The organism is Streptomyces sp. NBC_00038 (genome assembly GCF_026343635.1).
In the GTDB taxonomy this organism is placed as follows: domain Bacteria; phylum Actinomycetota; class Actinomycetes; order Streptomycetales; family Streptomycetaceae; genus Streptomyces.
Genome location: NZ_JAPELQ010000001.1, coordinates 5876332 through 5890529 on the forward strand (window position 1 = coordinate 5876332; position 14198 = coordinate 5890529).

The 14198-nt window shown below is 67.4% G+C and carries 13 protein-coding genes; 9 read left to right on the forward strand and 4 right to left on the reverse strand.

Going from position 1 to position 14198, the window contains the following annotated elements; genetic code table 11:
* Positions 1-583: 583 nt before the first annotated feature.
* The 7 genes from OG219_RS26595 (at position 584) to OG219_RS26625 (ending at position 7884) form a co-directional block, all read left to right on the forward strand.
* Positions 584-2107 carry a HAMP domain-containing sensor histidine kinase gene (locus OG219_RS26595; protein WP_266830493.1) on the forward strand — a complete coding sequence of 508 codons (1524 nt, stop codon included), beginning with the start codon at positions 584-586 and terminating at the stop codon, positions 2105-2107.
* Positions 2010-2669 (forward strand): response regulator transcription factor, encoded by a 660-nt coding sequence (locus OG219_RS26600; RefSeq protein ID WP_266830495.1) that lies wholly within the window; start codon positions 2010-2012, stop codon positions 2667-2669. The genes OG219_RS26595 and OG219_RS26600 overlap by 98 nt, the downstream gene beginning before the upstream one ends.
* A gap of 144 nt (positions 2670-2813) precedes the next feature.
* Positions 2814-3416, forward strand: a complete 603-nt coding sequence (locus OG219_RS26605) for a carbonic anhydrase (RefSeq protein ID WP_266830497.1) — start codon at positions 2814-2816, stop codon at positions 3414-3416.
* Between the two features lie 147 nt (positions 3417-3563).
* Entirely contained in the window at positions 3564-5288 is a 1725-nt protein-coding gene (locus tag OG219_RS26610; protein WP_266836238.1) for a SulP family inorganic anion transporter, read from the forward strand.
* 56 nt (positions 5289-5344) lie between these two features.
* Positions 5345-5656, forward strand: a complete 312-nt coding sequence (locus OG219_RS26615; RefSeq protein ID WP_266830499.1) for a hypothetical protein — start codon at positions 5345-5347, stop codon at positions 5654-5656.
* A 1362-nt stretch (positions 5657-7018) separates the two neighbouring features.
* Complete coding sequence (locus tag OG219_RS26620; RefSeq protein ID WP_266830501.1) at positions 7019-7486, forward strand: SRPBCC family protein; 468 nt, start codon at positions 7019-7021, stop codon at positions 7484-7486.
* A gap of 65 nt (positions 7487-7551) precedes the next feature.
* A complete protein-coding gene (locus OG219_RS26625) occupies positions 7552-7884 on the forward strand; it encodes a hypothetical protein (protein ID WP_266830503.1) in 333 nt (110 codons plus the stop codon).
* A gap of 314 nt (positions 7885-8198) precedes the next feature.
* Here the strand turns inward: OG219_RS26625 and OG219_RS26630 are convergent, their stop codons facing one another.
* Both OG219_RS26630 and OG219_RS26635 read right to left on the reverse strand, forming a co-directional pair.
* Positions 8199-8621, reverse strand: coding sequence for a type II toxin-antitoxin system VapC family toxin (locus OG219_RS26630; protein WP_266830505.1), 423 nt, complete (start codon positions 8619-8621; stop codon positions 8199-8201).
* Entirely contained in the window at positions 8618-8848 is a 231-nt protein-coding gene (locus OG219_RS26635; RefSeq protein ID WP_266830507.1) for an antitoxin, read from the reverse strand. The genes OG219_RS26630 and OG219_RS26635 overlap by 4 nt, the downstream gene beginning before the upstream one ends.
* A gap of 85 nt (positions 8849-8933) precedes the next feature.
* Here OG219_RS26635 and OG219_RS26640 point away from each other — a divergent pair, with 85 nt between their 5' ends.
* The gene (locus tag OG219_RS26640; RefSeq protein WP_323183301.1) at positions 8934-9593 is read left to right on the forward strand and encodes a 3'-5' exonuclease; all 660 of its coding nucleotides are present in this window, start codon (positions 8934-8936) and stop codon (positions 9591-9593) included.
* Between the two features lie 671 nt (positions 9594-10264).
* Here the strand turns inward: OG219_RS26640 and OG219_RS26645 are convergent.
* Positions 10265-10834 (reverse strand): GNAT family N-acetyltransferase, encoded by a 570-nt coding sequence (locus OG219_RS26645; RefSeq protein WP_266830509.1) that lies wholly within the window; start codon positions 10832-10834, stop codon positions 10265-10267.
* Between the two features lie 140 nt (positions 10835-10974).
* Between OG219_RS26645 and OG219_RS26650 the strand changes: the two genes are divergently transcribed.
* Positions 10975-13149 (forward strand): tetratricopeptide repeat protein, encoded by a 2175-nt coding sequence (locus OG219_RS26650; protein ID WP_266830511.1) that lies wholly within the window; start codon positions 10975-10977, stop codon positions 13147-13149.
* Between the two features lie 11 nt (positions 13150-13160).
* Here the strand turns inward: OG219_RS26650 and OG219_RS48175 are convergent, their stop codons facing one another.
* Positions 13161-13418: a hypothetical protein gene (locus OG219_RS48175; protein WP_323183302.1), complete on the reverse strand. Its 258-nt coding sequence runs from the start codon at positions 13416-13418 to the stop codon at positions 13161-13163.
* Positions 13419-14198: the final 780 nt, after the last annotated feature.

The window sequence follows — 14198 nt, forward strand, 5'->3', positions numbered from 1 at the left end:
TTGCCCCGGGGGGCCTCTGCGTCCGGAGGCGCAGACCCGGCCCGCGAGCCGGGCACCGTCGTCGAGTTGTCGCCTGGTTCCCGAATCGGGCGGTGTATCCGGCCGATGTGGGAGATGAGAAAGTTCTCCTCTTTCATCAACGTGTTCGAGCGGGAAGCAGACTGGCCTGATGACGCTTCGGAGGGTGAGTGTGGCGATCGCTGCGGTGTGCGCACTGGCAGCCGCGGGAATGGCGGTCGGGCGTCTGTGGGCCGGTGATGGCGATCCGCTGGAACTCGGCCCGGGAATCGTCGTGCCGGGAAACAGCGGTGATGAGCCGTTACCGGGCGATACGTCGAGGTCGTCCGCTCCTGCCTCCGGATCAACGCCGTCTCCAGCGTCACCGGCTCCGTCCAAGGCTGCGTCGTCGGAGCCCGGGGGGCAGCCCGTCAGCACACTGCCCCCACCCCACAGCACCGATGACACCGGCACCCTTCCCAGCCCGACAACTTCCGGACCGAGCAGCAGCGCGAGCACCTCTGCTGGGAGCGACGACGACGGCGGTGACGACGGCAACGGCGGTGGTGGTGGGGACGGTTGAGTAATGCGCAGGCGCACGCCGAGCGCGCGGTCACGCATCGTGGGATGGATGCTGCTCCTGGTCGGTGCGGCCCTGGCCGCGCCCACCTTCGGTATCACGGTGATCTGGCAGGCACAGCTCGACAGACAGGTGGATGAGCAGCTCCGGCGGGAGGCGGACAAACTGCGCCGGTTCGCCAAGACGGCGCGCGAGCCGGCCACCGGGCGGCCCTTTCCCGATGCTGCTTCGCTGCTGACCGCGTTCATGACGGTCAATCTGCCGAGCCGCGAGGAGACGTTCTTCAGCATCGTGGACGGCCGTGCCGACCGGCGCAGCCCGAATGAGGTACCGGCCCGGCTGGACCGCGAAGAGGCCGTGATCGCCCGGCTGGCCGAAGTCCGTGGCACGGAGATCGGCTGGCTCGACTCCCCGGCCGGGAAGGTGCGTTACGGAGTCATACCGGTGCGCGTGGAGGGCGACCCGCACGACGTGCGGCTGGTGGTGCTGGAGTTCCGGGACCGTCAGCTGCGCGAGGAGCGCCAGGTCGGGAAGCTGTTGCTGGTCACCGGCGGCGCTGCGCTGCTCTGTGCGGGCCTGGCCAGCTGGCTGGTGGCCGGCCGGGTCCTGGCGCCGATCCGGCTGGTCCGGCAGACCGCCGAACGGATCAGCGAGTCCGACCTGACACGGCGGCTGACGGTTACGGGTACCGACGACGTGGCGGCGCTGGCACACACCTTCAACAACATGCTGGACCGTCTGGAGAGCGCCTTCACCACGCAGCGCCGGTTCCTGGACGAGGTGGCGCACGAGCTGCGCACCCCGATCACGGTGGTCCGCGGGCACCTGGAGCTGATGGACGGAGACGAGGAGGCCCGCGCCGGGACACGGGCCCTGGTCGTGGACGAACTCGACCGGATGACCCGCATCGTGGGGGACCTGCTTCTGCTGGCCAAAGCGGAACACCCGGACTTCCTGACCTTCGGCGAGACAAACCTCACCGATCTGGTCGTGGATGTGGTCGCCAAGGCTCGGGCCCTGGGGGACCGGCACTGGAGAGTCGCGGCGGTGGCAGAGGCCACCGTGCTCGTCGATGGCCAGCGGCTCACGCAGGGGCTGATCCAGCTCGCGGCGAACGCGGTGCGGCACACGCGGGACGGTGACCTGGTGGAGATGGGTTCCGCGGTGCGTGAGGGCCGCGTACTGCTGTGGGTGCGGGATACCGGGCCGGGCGTCGGGCCCGAGGACCGGGAGCGCATCTTCGGCCGCTTCGCTCAGGCGGGCCGTGCCGCTTCACCCGATCCCGCGGGCACGGGGATCGGCCTCGGGCTTGCCATCGTCCGCGAGATCGCGCAGGCGCACGGCGGCACCGCCTGGGTGGAGGACGCCGAGGGCGGGGGTGCCCGATTCGTGATCGACCTGCCCGCTCACTTTCCTTGGCAGAGAGGACACCATGAACCGCATTCTCATAGCGGAGGACGAGATCAGGATCGCCGCCTTCGTAGCGAAGGGCCTGCGCAGCAACGGCTTCGTCCCCACGGTCGTCACTGACGGGCTGTCCGCGTACGAGCAGGCGCGGGTGGGCGACTGCGCCCTGCTGATCCTGGACCTGGGGCTCCCGGCCTGCGACGGGTTCACTGTGTTACGCAAACTCCGCGAGGCCCGGGTGGCCATTCCGGTGATCATCCTGACGGCCCGCGACAGCGTGTCCGACGTCGTCGCCGGGCTGGAGGGCGGAGCCGACGACTATATCTCCAAGCCGTTCGCCTTCGAGGAGCTGCTGGCACGGGTGCGCCTGCGCCTGCGCGGGGAAGGCGCCCCGGAGGCGTCACTGCTGAGGGTCGGTGACCTCGTCCTCGATCTGCGCACTCGCCGTGCGCATGTGGACGGGCGGGTGGCGGAGCTGTCCTCGCGGGAGTTCGCCCTGGCCGAGGTGTTCCTGCGCAACCCCGACCAGGTGCTGACCCGCGAACAGCTGCTCAGCCGCGTCTGGGGATTCGACTACGACCCGGGGTCGAACATCGTCGACGTCTACGTGCGCTACCTGCGCCGCAAGGTCGGTGCCGGCCGGGTGGAGACCATCCGCGGCGTCGGCTACCGGCTGCGCGCCTGACCAGCGGGCTGTCTGCCGAACAAACCTCTTCGTCGTGCCCATGGGAACACTCTCACCGTGGCCTCACGGGTAACTCACGTCAACCTCACAGTCTCTTCACCGAACGGCATCCGTCGGGGATGCCCAGAGTCAGGAGACGTGAGGATGAGCGACCTTTTCCAACAGGCCCGCTCCTTTCGGCATCGAATAGACCCCAACGGCGAACTGTTCCGGCGATTCGCCGCCGGACAGGCCCCCACGACCCTGTTCATCAGCTGCTCGGACTCGCGCGTGGTCCCCACCCTCATCACGCACGCCGCCCCGGGCGAACTCTTCGAACTGCGCAACGCGGGCAACATCATTCCGCCGTACCGGCCGAGCCGGCGGTCGGGAGAGGCCGCCACCATCGAGTACGCGGTGCAAGTACTCGAGGTCTCCCACATCATCGTCTGCGGGCATTCGCACTGCGGCGCCGTGGGAGCCCTGGCCCGCGACGAGGATCTGACCAAGCTGCCCAGCGTGGCGAACTGGGTGGCGTTCGCCCGGCCCTCGCTGGCCCCACTGCTGGCCGCCCCGCCCGAGGACGCGGCAATGGCGAAGATCGTGCAACGGCACGTCACCGCCCAACTGGAGACGCTGCGCGGCTACCCCCAAGTCGAGCGCAGGAGGGCCGACGGCCTGCTGAACCTGCACGGCTGGTTCTACCGGGTGGACACCGGAGAGATCTGGGAGCGCGACGACATACAGGGGACCTTCGGCCGGCACTGACACCGCGCCCCCACCTGCCACTCCCACCCGCACCGGGTGACCGGTGTGAGTGAAAGGAGCATTGTGTCGAACGCACGACATCGCAGTGCACGCCATGCAAGAAGGGCTCCCGGCCAGCCGGCCGCCTCCAGCTCCTTCGGCACGGACATCGTCGCCTCACTCGTCGTCTTCCTGGTCGCCCTCCCGCTGTGCATCGGCGTCGCGGCCGCCTCCGGTGTCCCGGTCGCCCTCGGCATCATCTCCGGGATCATCGGCGGCCTGGTTGTCGGCTTTCTGCCCGGCAGCAACCTCCAGGTCAGTGGACCGGCCGCCGGACTCGCCGCGCTCGTCCTGGAATTCGTCGGCGCGCACGGTCTGGCCCTGCTCGGCCCCGTCGTCCTGGTCTCCGGTCTGATCCAGATGGCGCTCGGCGCGCTCCGCATGGGACGCCTGTTCCAGTCCATCTCACTCGCCGTGGTGCAAGGCATGCTCGCCGGGATCGGGCTCCCCCTCATCCTCAGCCAGACCTACGCCCTCACGGACTCCAAGCAGCTCGGCTCGGCCCTGAAGAACATCGCCGGCCTGCCCGACCTGATGACTTCCATTCTCGCCGCGCCGCAGAAGCGCGCCGCCCTCGTCCTCGGAGTCCTCTCCCTGGGCCTGTGCTTCCTGTGGAAGAAGGTTCCCGCTCCCCTCGGCAGGGTGCCCGCCCCCCTGGTCGCGGTCATGCTCGGCTCGGTGCTCGCCTCCCTGCCCGGGTTCGACGTCAAGCGCGTGGAGGTCGGCAACCTGCTGGGGGCGGTGCATTTCGCGGGGCCGAGTGAGTTCGCCTCACTCGCCGACCCCGAGGTGATCACCATGGTCATCACCTTCGCGGTCATCGCCTCCGCCGAAAGCCTCTTCAGCGCCGCAGCCGTCGACAAGATGCACGACGGGCCGCGTACCCAGTACAACGCGGAGCTGTTCTCGCAGGGCGTCGGCAACACCCTGTGCGGACTTCTGGGCTCGCTGCCCATGACCGCGGTCATCGCCCGCAGCGCCGCCAACGTACAGGCCGGAGCCAGAACCAAGGTCTCCCGCATTCTGCACGGCGGCTGGCTGCTCGGATTCGGGCTCCTGGTTCCCGCTCTGCTCGGGCTCATCCCCGTGGCCGTGCTCGCCGGGATCCTCGTCCACGCCGGCTGGAAGCTCTTCGACCCCCCTGCCTTCCCGAAGATGTGGAAGACCGACCGCGGCGAGGGCATCGTCATGATCATCACGACTCTCGCCATCATGGTCGCGAATCTCCTCGAAGGAGTGGTGGCGGGCCTGGCCGTCGCCATCGTGCTGGTCGCCCTGCGCATGTCCCGGATCACCATCCACAAGACATCGCACAGCGGCACCGTGCGCCTGGAGATGCACGGCAACGCGACCTTCCTGCGGCTGCCGCGCCTGATCGAAGCCCTGGAGTCGGTCGCGAACGAGCGAAGGGTCCATGTGGATCTGACGCGTGTGCAGCACCTCGATCTCGCCTGCCGCAGCCAGGTGGAGGAATGGGCGCAGCAGCGCCGCAAGGCGGGCGCCGAAGAAGTTCAAGTGCTGCTGCCGGGTGCCGAACCGCAGACGGACGCACCTGCCCGGCATTCCGAACAGGAAGCGGACACTGCGGAGTTCCAGCCCATTCCCGGGCCCCGCCGGCCACAGGACGTCAGGCCCCCCACGGCACCGGGCCCGTACGACCACGCCGGGGCCCCCGAGCACGGGTATGCCGCGCAGGTTCCGGTGCATGTGCAGCAACACGCCGCTCCTCCGCACTACTACCCGTACAGCCACGGCATCGCGCCGGAGACCGCGCACTGGACCCCGGAGGACGACCGTGCCGCGCAGGCCTACTGGGAAGGAACCCAGAGGTGAGGTGGTTTGTGAGGATCGCTCTCACCAAGGCGTGGAATGCCAACAGGAGCCTCGCTGTGGGCTCGACGAGGATCCGTCCCTGGAACCGGCCGCAGCTGGCCGGCTACGCGGGGCCTCAGCAGCCCCCACCCGCAGTCCTCCGGCTGCCGGGGCGCCGCCGCTTCCAGACGGGCGGCCGCAAGCACCCCGACGTGTCAGAAGACGACAGGTTCTTCCTGCTGCTGTGCGGCATGCATCAGCTGTTCACCGCACCCGAACACGCAGCGGGATCGGTGGCGAAGGCATCCGCCCTCCGGGCCCCGACCCGCTCCGAAACCGATAGCCCGACGCCTCCTGGCGGCCATCCGAATCTCCGCCTGCGGACCTGACCCTCCCGCGCAGGTCCATGCAGGCGGCCAGGCCCGGTTGTCTCACTCAACTCCCCCAGCCGGGCCGCGGGAGCCCCTCCTCCTGACGCACGAGGAGGGGCTCTCGCCCGAGGAGGCACACGGGACCACTGGGCCTCCGATCCGCCGCCGACAGAGCGGCTGCGCCCCTCACCTCGCACCCTGCGGAGGCGGTTGTCGTGCCCCCTCGTACGTCCCTTCTCCGCGATCGCTCAAGGATTCCGTCATGCAGCACGCCGCACTGAGCAGCTGCCCGGATCAGTCTGGCCGGGATCCAGCGGTACCTGGGGCCACGCGGCCCCAGGAGTTCCGTACGCTCCGCCGTGGGCATGGCTCTTCGAGTGCAGCGAACTCATGGATCAAGCGTTCGTGCGCGCGAGCACCCCAAATCAACCGGCAGCAACACCACAGGCTTGGCGTCGGCAACCGCTTGCCCGGCCCACCCGCCGCTCCACCCCAATGCGACACACGCATGAGAACTCTCTCACTGCGGCCTCACAGAGGACTCACGTAAACCCGACAGAATCGTCACATGCGATATCCACTGGGGGTGTTCAAGGCTGGATGGAGGTCCATCGAATCGCCGTCCGAGGACCCTGGCTTCGGGCGTGGCGTGTCGGGACGCATCTACAGCGGCGGCCACCGCCCGGTAGCCGCGAACGGGACGCCGACCCGCCGCGCCTGCGGCCACTCAATCCCGGTGAAGTGTTCTGTCGGCGGGAATTCGCAGTGGCCGCGCCGGAGAGACACCGTCGGCATGGAGGTGCACTGCCGCGACCATGCGTGCTGACGCGGACCCCCGTTCGGTGTGTGGAGGCACCGACGGAATGGCGGCCCTGATGCGGGCCGTTGACGCCGGGTCTTTCCGCCGCTCCCCCGAGGCGGGAGGACCCGGTCCGGGGCGCCCGCTCCGGCCGCACTGTCCTTGGGGGGACACGGCCGGAGCGGGTCTCGCGCATCCGAGAGCACCGCACGCGTTGAGGTCGGCGACAGACCGCAGGACCCAGGATTCGTCACCACCATGCCGACCGCACCGACCGTGACCGTCAGGCCGAAGCCGGCCGTGGCGGACATCCCCGGCGAAGGCACCCACATGGTCGGCACCGACATCGAGTCCGGCGCCAACAGAACCTCGGCGCCTCGGACCCGGGCTTGCCTCTCGCATGCTGGGCCCCGGGAGGGTACGTCCGCCGACTTCGACGAGATCATCGCCAACGGCACCACGACCAGGCAGACCACGACCACCGTCAAGGCAACCGGCGGAGCCTTCGAGACACCGGCTGCGAGGTCTGGCACAAGGTCAGCTGAGACACCGGCGGTTCGGACAACGTCGGAGGAGGCCACATGCCCGAAGTGAGAATCGAGGACGAGGTTCTCATCCACGCCCCGTTAAGCGCCGTCTGGCAGGTGATCAAGAACCCGGATGCACAGGCCCGCTGGCACCCGTACATCATTCGCATCACCGGCGATCACCGTCTCGGAGCGATGCGGATCTGCTCGGTCGTACTCGGCGGGAAACCCGGCGCGACCCAGGAGCGCTGCATCGAAATCGAAGAGGACGAGCAGTGGCGGATCACCTGGGCGATCGACAACGACACCTCCGGCTTCAGCCGCCGGGTCTCCGACTGGCGGGCCGGCTTCAACCTCGAACACCGTGAAGGCGGGACCCTGGTGACGGCGCACAGCACATTCCGGCCGAACAACGTCCTCGTCTGGCTGATGAGCCCCTGGATCGGGTTCAGGTTCCACCACACCCAGCGAACGATCCTCAAGCGCCTCCAGAATTTCGTCGAGATACCGGAAGGGCGCTGACAATCGGCAGTTCCAGGGCCAGGCCTGCTCGCTGACGGAGCCGGACGAAGCGCTCCCGCCACCGGATGGAGGCCGCCTGTCGGCCCGAGGCCGCGGAGGCGGATGATCCGGAGCGATGGCTGTATGTGCCGGGGCAGGGTTCCCGGGCCGGTTACCGGGACATGGAGCTGTTCATCGACGGGCTTGGCGACGCCGTCCTCGCCGACCGGCTGCGGATCCCCACGGGCGGGCGGGGCGCCTTCCGGCGCTTCAAGGACACCCTTGCCCGTGACGAGCGCGCCTGGCGCCGGTACCACCGTTTCTGCGATGAGCGACAGCGTGGCCGGGCACGAGCCTGGCTGGCCGAGGAGGGCTACTGCCCGAGTCTTCCTGTACCGCGGTGGACGGTGGGGCGCTGACGGTCCATGGGGTGGGAGGAACTGGCCCCCGTACGGCTCTGTCGCAGCGGGAGGCCCGCCGAACCCGCACGGTGCGAGGCCGAGAGTGTGGGCGCCGACCCGGGCGCCGCGATGGTCGTAGCCGACCATCGCCTGTACCGTCTGCGCTTGCCCGGAGTTCCAGTGCCAAGCCGGGCCTTGCCGACTGCCTACAGTCCCACCCTGCTCAGCCGAGAATCGCGCCCAAGCCGTCAAGGTCAGACCCAGTGCGACAGTTACGGAACCTCACAGACCGTTCGTGGGTTGTGGAACCCTGCGCGTTGGTGCTGCCGGGGTCAGGTGCTGGATGCCTCAAAGGTCTCGATCGTGCAGCGTGCCGCCCCGCTGCGCTCGATCCTGGCGTCGCTGGTGATCAGCGGAACACCGAAGCTCTCGGCGAGGGCCACGTAATGCGCGTCGTAGACGGAGAGGTTGTTCGACAGCTCGCGTACGCGCTGCCACAGGACCAGCGTTGGGTGCAGGTCGAGAGCGAGGGCCTGGTAGTCGGTGATCGCCTTCAGCGCCTCCTTTTCCGTGATCTTCGGCTTGCCCCCTCGCCGGCCGCGGGCCAGCCCGTAGACGGCCGAGGTGATCTCGTAGTCCAGCAGGCCCGGCGCTGCGAGGGTGTCGGCGCGGCTCACGCGCTCACGGATCGCGGTACCGGTCTTGCCGTGGTCGAGGAGGAAGTGCACAAGGCTGGAGCAGTCAATGACGATCAACGTCGGCTCCGCCCGTCCTCGATGGCGTCGAGGATGTCGGTCGTACTGAGCTCGGTGCGGGTTTCACGCTCCAGGCGGTTGGCCATCTCCGCGAGGGTGGGCTTGGCGGCTTCCCGGGCGAGGAGGTCCAGGGTGTACGCCTGGAGCGACTTGCCCGCCTGTGCGGCGCGGACCTTCAGGGCGTTGACTGTGTCGTCCGGGACGTCCCGGATCGTGATCGCGGTCATGCCTTCATTTTAGCGGCAATGCAGGCGATGTGCAGTCGCCAGGGGTTGGTCGCACTGAGCACCGGTGCTCACCCAACCGTGCGGCGTGCGACACGGCCAGAGGGTGCTGACCGGCGCCCCGGCGGTCAGCACCCGCCTCGAACGTGTCCAGGAACCGGACGCGATCCTGTGCCGGTCCAACGTCGGCGCGAAGCTCGAAGTCGTGCACTTGCTGGAGGAAGGCCGCCGTGTCGCCCTCGTCGGCGGGGGCGAGGCACTGCGGGCCCTTGCCCGCGCCGCCCGAGACCTCAAGGCCGGCAAGCGCAGTACCCACCCCGGGCTGATCCTCTTCGACTCCTGGGGCGAGCTCCAGGAATGCGCCGAATACGATCCGTCCGGCCGCGACCTGCTGCCGCTCGTCGACCTCGTCGACGAACACGGCGTCGACGTCATCCTCGACGCGGTGGACAAACGCTCCGTCGAGCAGGGTGCTGAGATCGTGGTCTCCACCGCCCACAAGGCCAAGGGCCGCGAATGGGCCTCCGTCCGCATCGGCGAGGACTTCACCGAGCCGATGGACCAGGAAGAGGCGGACGAGAACGGCGATCCGCTGCCCGGCGACATCGACGCCGAAGCCCGCCTCGCCTACGTCGCCGTCACCCGCGCCCGCCACCAACTCGACATCGGCGGCCCGGGCTGGATCAACCAGTACCCCGACTGCAACCCTGGTGGAACACATCCGAGCCAGGACCGGGCAGGCAGCTGAGAGGATGAGGTGCTACCAGGGAGGAACCCACTGGCGGATAGCTTGTAGAGGTCCCACAGTGACCTTCGCTCGTCTCTCCGACCGGTCGGCAGCATCGCTGGCAGTCCCAAGCGGCAGTCTCACCGGCGGGCTGGTGAGACCCCCACCGGTGGACAGCCGGTGGACAGACGCCTTTGGACGTTGCATCACGGGGTGGCACGGGTCAACCTGTTACGCGTGCTCTGATCAGGCAAAACATCACCAGGCAGCACGACGAAGCACGACGCAACACGATCACTCATGGTCTCGTAATGCGTAGGTCTCGGGTTCGAATCCCGAAGGCTGCTCTTTTGTGGGCCCAGCTTCGCCGACCCAGCGGCGGCCTCGGGCCGCTCGGTCCTGTCCGCAGCATTCAACCCACCGTCGCAGCGTCTTGTGGTTCACCCGGAGCTCGGCGGCGATCTATGAGACCAGACGGCCCGACGAACGGACCAACGCCACCGCGTCGGCCCGGAACTCCGCCAGGTACGTGTAGGTCCCCGTCTGGACTCCTCTCCCTGGACTCAAGATCAAGTGCCAACTGCGTCCAGCCATATTCCGAAGTGGACGAGTGTCTGGCGCGGCAGGACGTAGGTGTCTGGCGCCGTAACGCCTAGTGCTGTGACCGCGAGCTCGGGGTGATGATCCAAGAGTCAACTGCCTGCAGGTGGCTGTAACTCGCTGGGGGCGACCGGGAGTTCCATGTCTCGGGTAATCGCCCAGCGTTCGTGGTCGCGCCAGACCTCCCTGATCCTGATGAAGCCAGGCGAGAGGCCCTCTCTGCGGAAGCCGAGCCGCCGCACCAGACTCAGGGAGGCCTCGTTCTCCGGCTGGATATCAGCTTCCACACGGTTCAGGTCAAGTCGTTCGAAGGCGTAGTGCACCGCCAGCGCGACACCCGCTGACATGTAGCCCTGACCCGCGTAGGGCAGGAACGCGGCATATCCGAGTACACCCCGTTGGTATGGCCCACGCACGATGTCGTTTATGTTGATCATGCCCACCAGGTCGCCGCCGTCCTTGAGGCAAAGGACCATGCAGACGGCGGTGCCCTGATCGGACTTCTTCAGGTAATCCGAGAATGCGCTGGGCGTACGGGGCAGCCCCACCCATGGATGATGCAGACCGGCGCTTAGGCTGGCCAGTTCGAGAAATCTTCCCTCGTCATCGGCTGATACCGGCCGGAGTGTCACCTGTGATAGCCGATCAGGTTCGAGACTCACCGGGAGGATTGTACGCGCCCACGTGGGCAGGAATCGAGAGTCTGTGAGAGGCGGCTGTTTGCCCCGCCCGGGGGATGCGACCTTCTGCCTTAGGCGATACGTGGCATAGGCTCTGGGGAAGAACGTGCGAGGGGACGCTGATGGCGGACTCGTTACCGGGTCAGGAGACACGCAACCAGGCGGCCGACGTCGCCGGAGGCGTCCTGCAAGGACGAGATTTCCAAGGCAATACCTTCCACTTCTCCGGTGCCGGCGCGGAGCTCCCCGGGCCCCGGCAACTGCCTCGTGATGTTGCGTACTTCACGGGCCGGCACAGCGATGTTGATCGGTTGGACGCGCTGCTCGGTGACCAGCCGGCTGGGTCACAGGCGCTGATCGTGTCGGCCCTTGCGGGTACGGCCGGCGTCGGGAAAACGGCGCTCGCCGTGCACTGGGCCCACCGAGTCAGGGATCGGTTCCCGGACGGTGACCTGTATGTGAATCTTCAGGGGTACGGGCCTGGCCTGCCTTTGGCGCCTGGTCAGGTGCTTGAGGGCTTCTTGAGGGCCATGGGCGTACCGCCCGAGCGGATCCCGCGCGAAGTCGAATCGCGAGCAGCTCTGTACCGTACGTTGCTGAGCGGCCGCCGGGTGCTCATCATCCTGGACAACGCCAACACGGCCGAGCAAGTGAGGCCTTTGTTGCCCGACTCGCCAGGGTCGCAGGTGGTGGTCACAAGTCGGAGTCTGCTGCCCGGCCTCGTCGCGCGCGACGGCGCCCGCAGGGTGGTCCTGGACATGCTGTCTCCTGGCGAAGCTCAGACCCTGATGGGCAAGATCGTTGGCAAGGACCGCATCGTCGCCGAGCCCGATGCGTCCGCATGTATTGCCCAATTTTGCTCCCACCTGCCGCTGGCGCTGCGGATCATGGCAGAGTACGCGGTGACACATCCACGCAGGTCGCTGTCCGAACTCGCGCAGGCACTCGCCGACGAGAACGGCCGATTGGATGCGATGTCCACCGGCGAGGACGAGCTGACGACGGTGCGCACCGTCTTCTCGTGGTCCTACCGCGCCCTGCCTGATGAACTGGCACGCCAGTTCAGGCTGTTGAGCCTGCACCCCGGCTCTGACATGTCCGTGGAAGCCGCCGCAGCGCTCAACGACACATCACCAGCAGCCGCACGCCGGCTCATGGACAAATTGACCGGCCACCACCTCATCGCAGAACCCATCGAGGGTCGCTACCGCTTTCATGATCTCCTGCGCGTTTACGCCCTGGAGTGCGCTGCTGCGGACGAGCGTCCAGAAACCCGCAAGCAGGCCGTGGATCGCGTGCTCCTTTGGTATGTGCATGCGGCGGCCGCAGCCAGGACAGCCCTGTTGGTGGGCGATCCTGATACCCCGTTTATGCTGCCGTCGACCCTTGGGGTGCCACTCACTCCCGTTCCCGTGTTCGCCGACCACCAGCAGACGCTTGCGTGGTGCGATGGCGAACTCGACAACTTCGAGGCAGTGGTAAGGAAGGCCAGGCAAGACGAACGCCATGATGTGGCGTGCTGGTTGCCTGTGGCGATGCACCCGTATTTCCAACGCCGTAATCCCTTCGGCTCCTGGACGGCCACTCACACAGCAGGGCTGGAAGCGGCTCGGGCGGTGGGCGACCTGCGCGCCGAAGCAGAGCTGCACCGGGGCCTGGGTGGGGCCTACTACTACCAGGGCCGCTACCAGGAAGCTTTGGACCATCAACGCCTGGCCCTGGACTGCTATCGCTCCCTGGGACGCGAGGGAGAGATGATCTTGGTCAACCTGGGCGGTGCCTGCGCCAACCTTGGCCGCTACGACCAAGCTTTCAACTACCTCCAGGAAGCGCTAGTGACAGCGCGCCGAACCGGATACCGAAGTGCCGAGGGCTTCGCGCTGCAGGGCCTGGGGGCCACATATCAGCGGCTAGAAAGTTTCAAGGAGTCGGCACCGTACTGCAGGCAGGCGATTGAAGTCTTCCGCGAGATCGACGACCGCTTCGGCCTCAGCATCGCGCTATCACGGCTGGCCTATGCCCACATGCGTCAGAAAGAACTGCCGCAAGCGATCGAATTCCTTCGGCAGGGACTGGACAACGCACGTGACATCGGCGACCGGCCCGGAGAAGCATGGTTTCTGGAGACGCTGGGGACCGCGCTGCACCAGGCCGACGACAAGAACACAGCCCAGGAAGAATGGCTGGGTGCGCTCGCCCTGTACGAACGGCTCATGAACGACGATGCCGCCGCCCGCTTGCGTGCACAGCTCTCCCGGCCCGACCAGCCTCCAGCAACGCCGCTACCTCGAATATGAAGTACCTCGGGTCACGAGTCTGAGGACGCTGGCGGAACGCCGAAGGAGTTGCCGGAAAAGTCCCGGCCTTGGAGTACCGGCCCGCTGAATGTGCCACCAGTGACGGTGTTGTGCGTGCCACCGTCACCCGTGCGCACGAGCTTGGCTCCCTCGTACCACTGCCGTAGCAGCGCATGGAAGTCCTCGTCCATGGCCGCCCGTACGGCGAGCGCCGTGCTCAGTGCCTGCGCACGACTCGCGTCGCCCGGAGCCTGTCCCAGCCGAACCAACTCTGCTTCTCCTGAACTGAATACAGAGGATCCACGACCGTCCTCGCCACGTCGCAGCGGACGCCGAACCAATGCGGTCAGCCCCGTCCAGGCTTGCCGGCCAACCTCTCCACCGGCACCGCCTGCCAACGCGACCAACAACCCGACCGATACTGGATCCACTGGGCCTCCTCTGTGCCGAGACTTCTACCCAGCGGTAGCCTGTAGCAGTCGGGTCAGGACCGCACAGTGGGCAGTACGGCCGTGGTGGCACGGTGCTGCGTAGCAGGACGGCCTGACAGAGGCCGGCCGAAGTGATGCTGAAGTTGCATTTCTGCTCGGGGACGGGATGGGTGTTCGCAGCCTTGCAAGGCCGGCTGGCCAACCCGCCCGGAGTGCAGCCATGTCCGTGGCGGCGGCGCATCGGGCGTGCTGTGCGAGCGGCCCGAACGGGCATCTCACGTAAGCGGGCTGGGCTTCGAGTGGTCTCAATCGTGGTCTCAAAGGCCGTTCATTCCATGGTCGTTCGGTTACCTCCGCTCAAGTCTCATAGGGCCTGTGACCATGAAGGAAGCTGGGTCCGTGGAGGCCCACGGATGCCCCCGGACCAAGATCGGACAACTCGTAGCGCGTAGGTGTCGGGTTCGAATCCCGAAGGCGGCTCTGTAGAAGCCTCAGGACTCACTCGCCGTGACCTGGGGCTTTTGCTTTTTCCGGACGTGACGACGGTGCTGGGCGTGTGCCGCCTTGTCGTCTGTGGTCCCACTTGCGGTCTCAACGGCGGGGCGGTGATCGACGTGC

Bases quoted from the DNA above. Each gene is read 5' to 3' on its own strand.
- OG219_RS26605 (WP_266830497.1), top strand. From the start codon at position 2,814: ATGAGCGACCTTTTCCAACAGGCCCGCTCCTTTCGGCATCGAATAGAC.
- OG219_RS26625 (WP_266830503.1), top strand. From the start codon at position 7,552: ATGGAGGCCGCCTGTCGGCCCGAGGCCGCGGAGGCGGATGATCCGGAG.
- OG219_RS26595 (WP_266830493.1), top strand. From the start codon at position 584: ATGCGCAGGCGCACGCCGAGCGCGCGGTCACGCATCGTGGGATGGATG.
- OG219_RS26650 (WP_266830511.1), top strand. From the start codon at position 10,975: ATGGCGGACTCGTTACCGGGTCAGGAGACACGCAACCAGGCGGCCGAC.
- OG219_RS26600 (WP_266830495.1), top strand. From the start codon at position 2,010: ATGAACCGCATTCTCATAGCGGAGGACGAGATCAGGATCGCCGCCTTC.
- OG219_RS26620 (WP_266830501.1), top strand. From the start codon at position 7,019: ATGCCCGAAGTGAGAATCGAGGACGAGGTTCTCATCCACGCCCCGTTA.
- OG219_RS26635 (WP_266830507.1), bottom strand. From the start codon at position 8,848: ATGACCGCGATCACGATCCGGGACGTCCCGGACGACACAGTCAACGCC.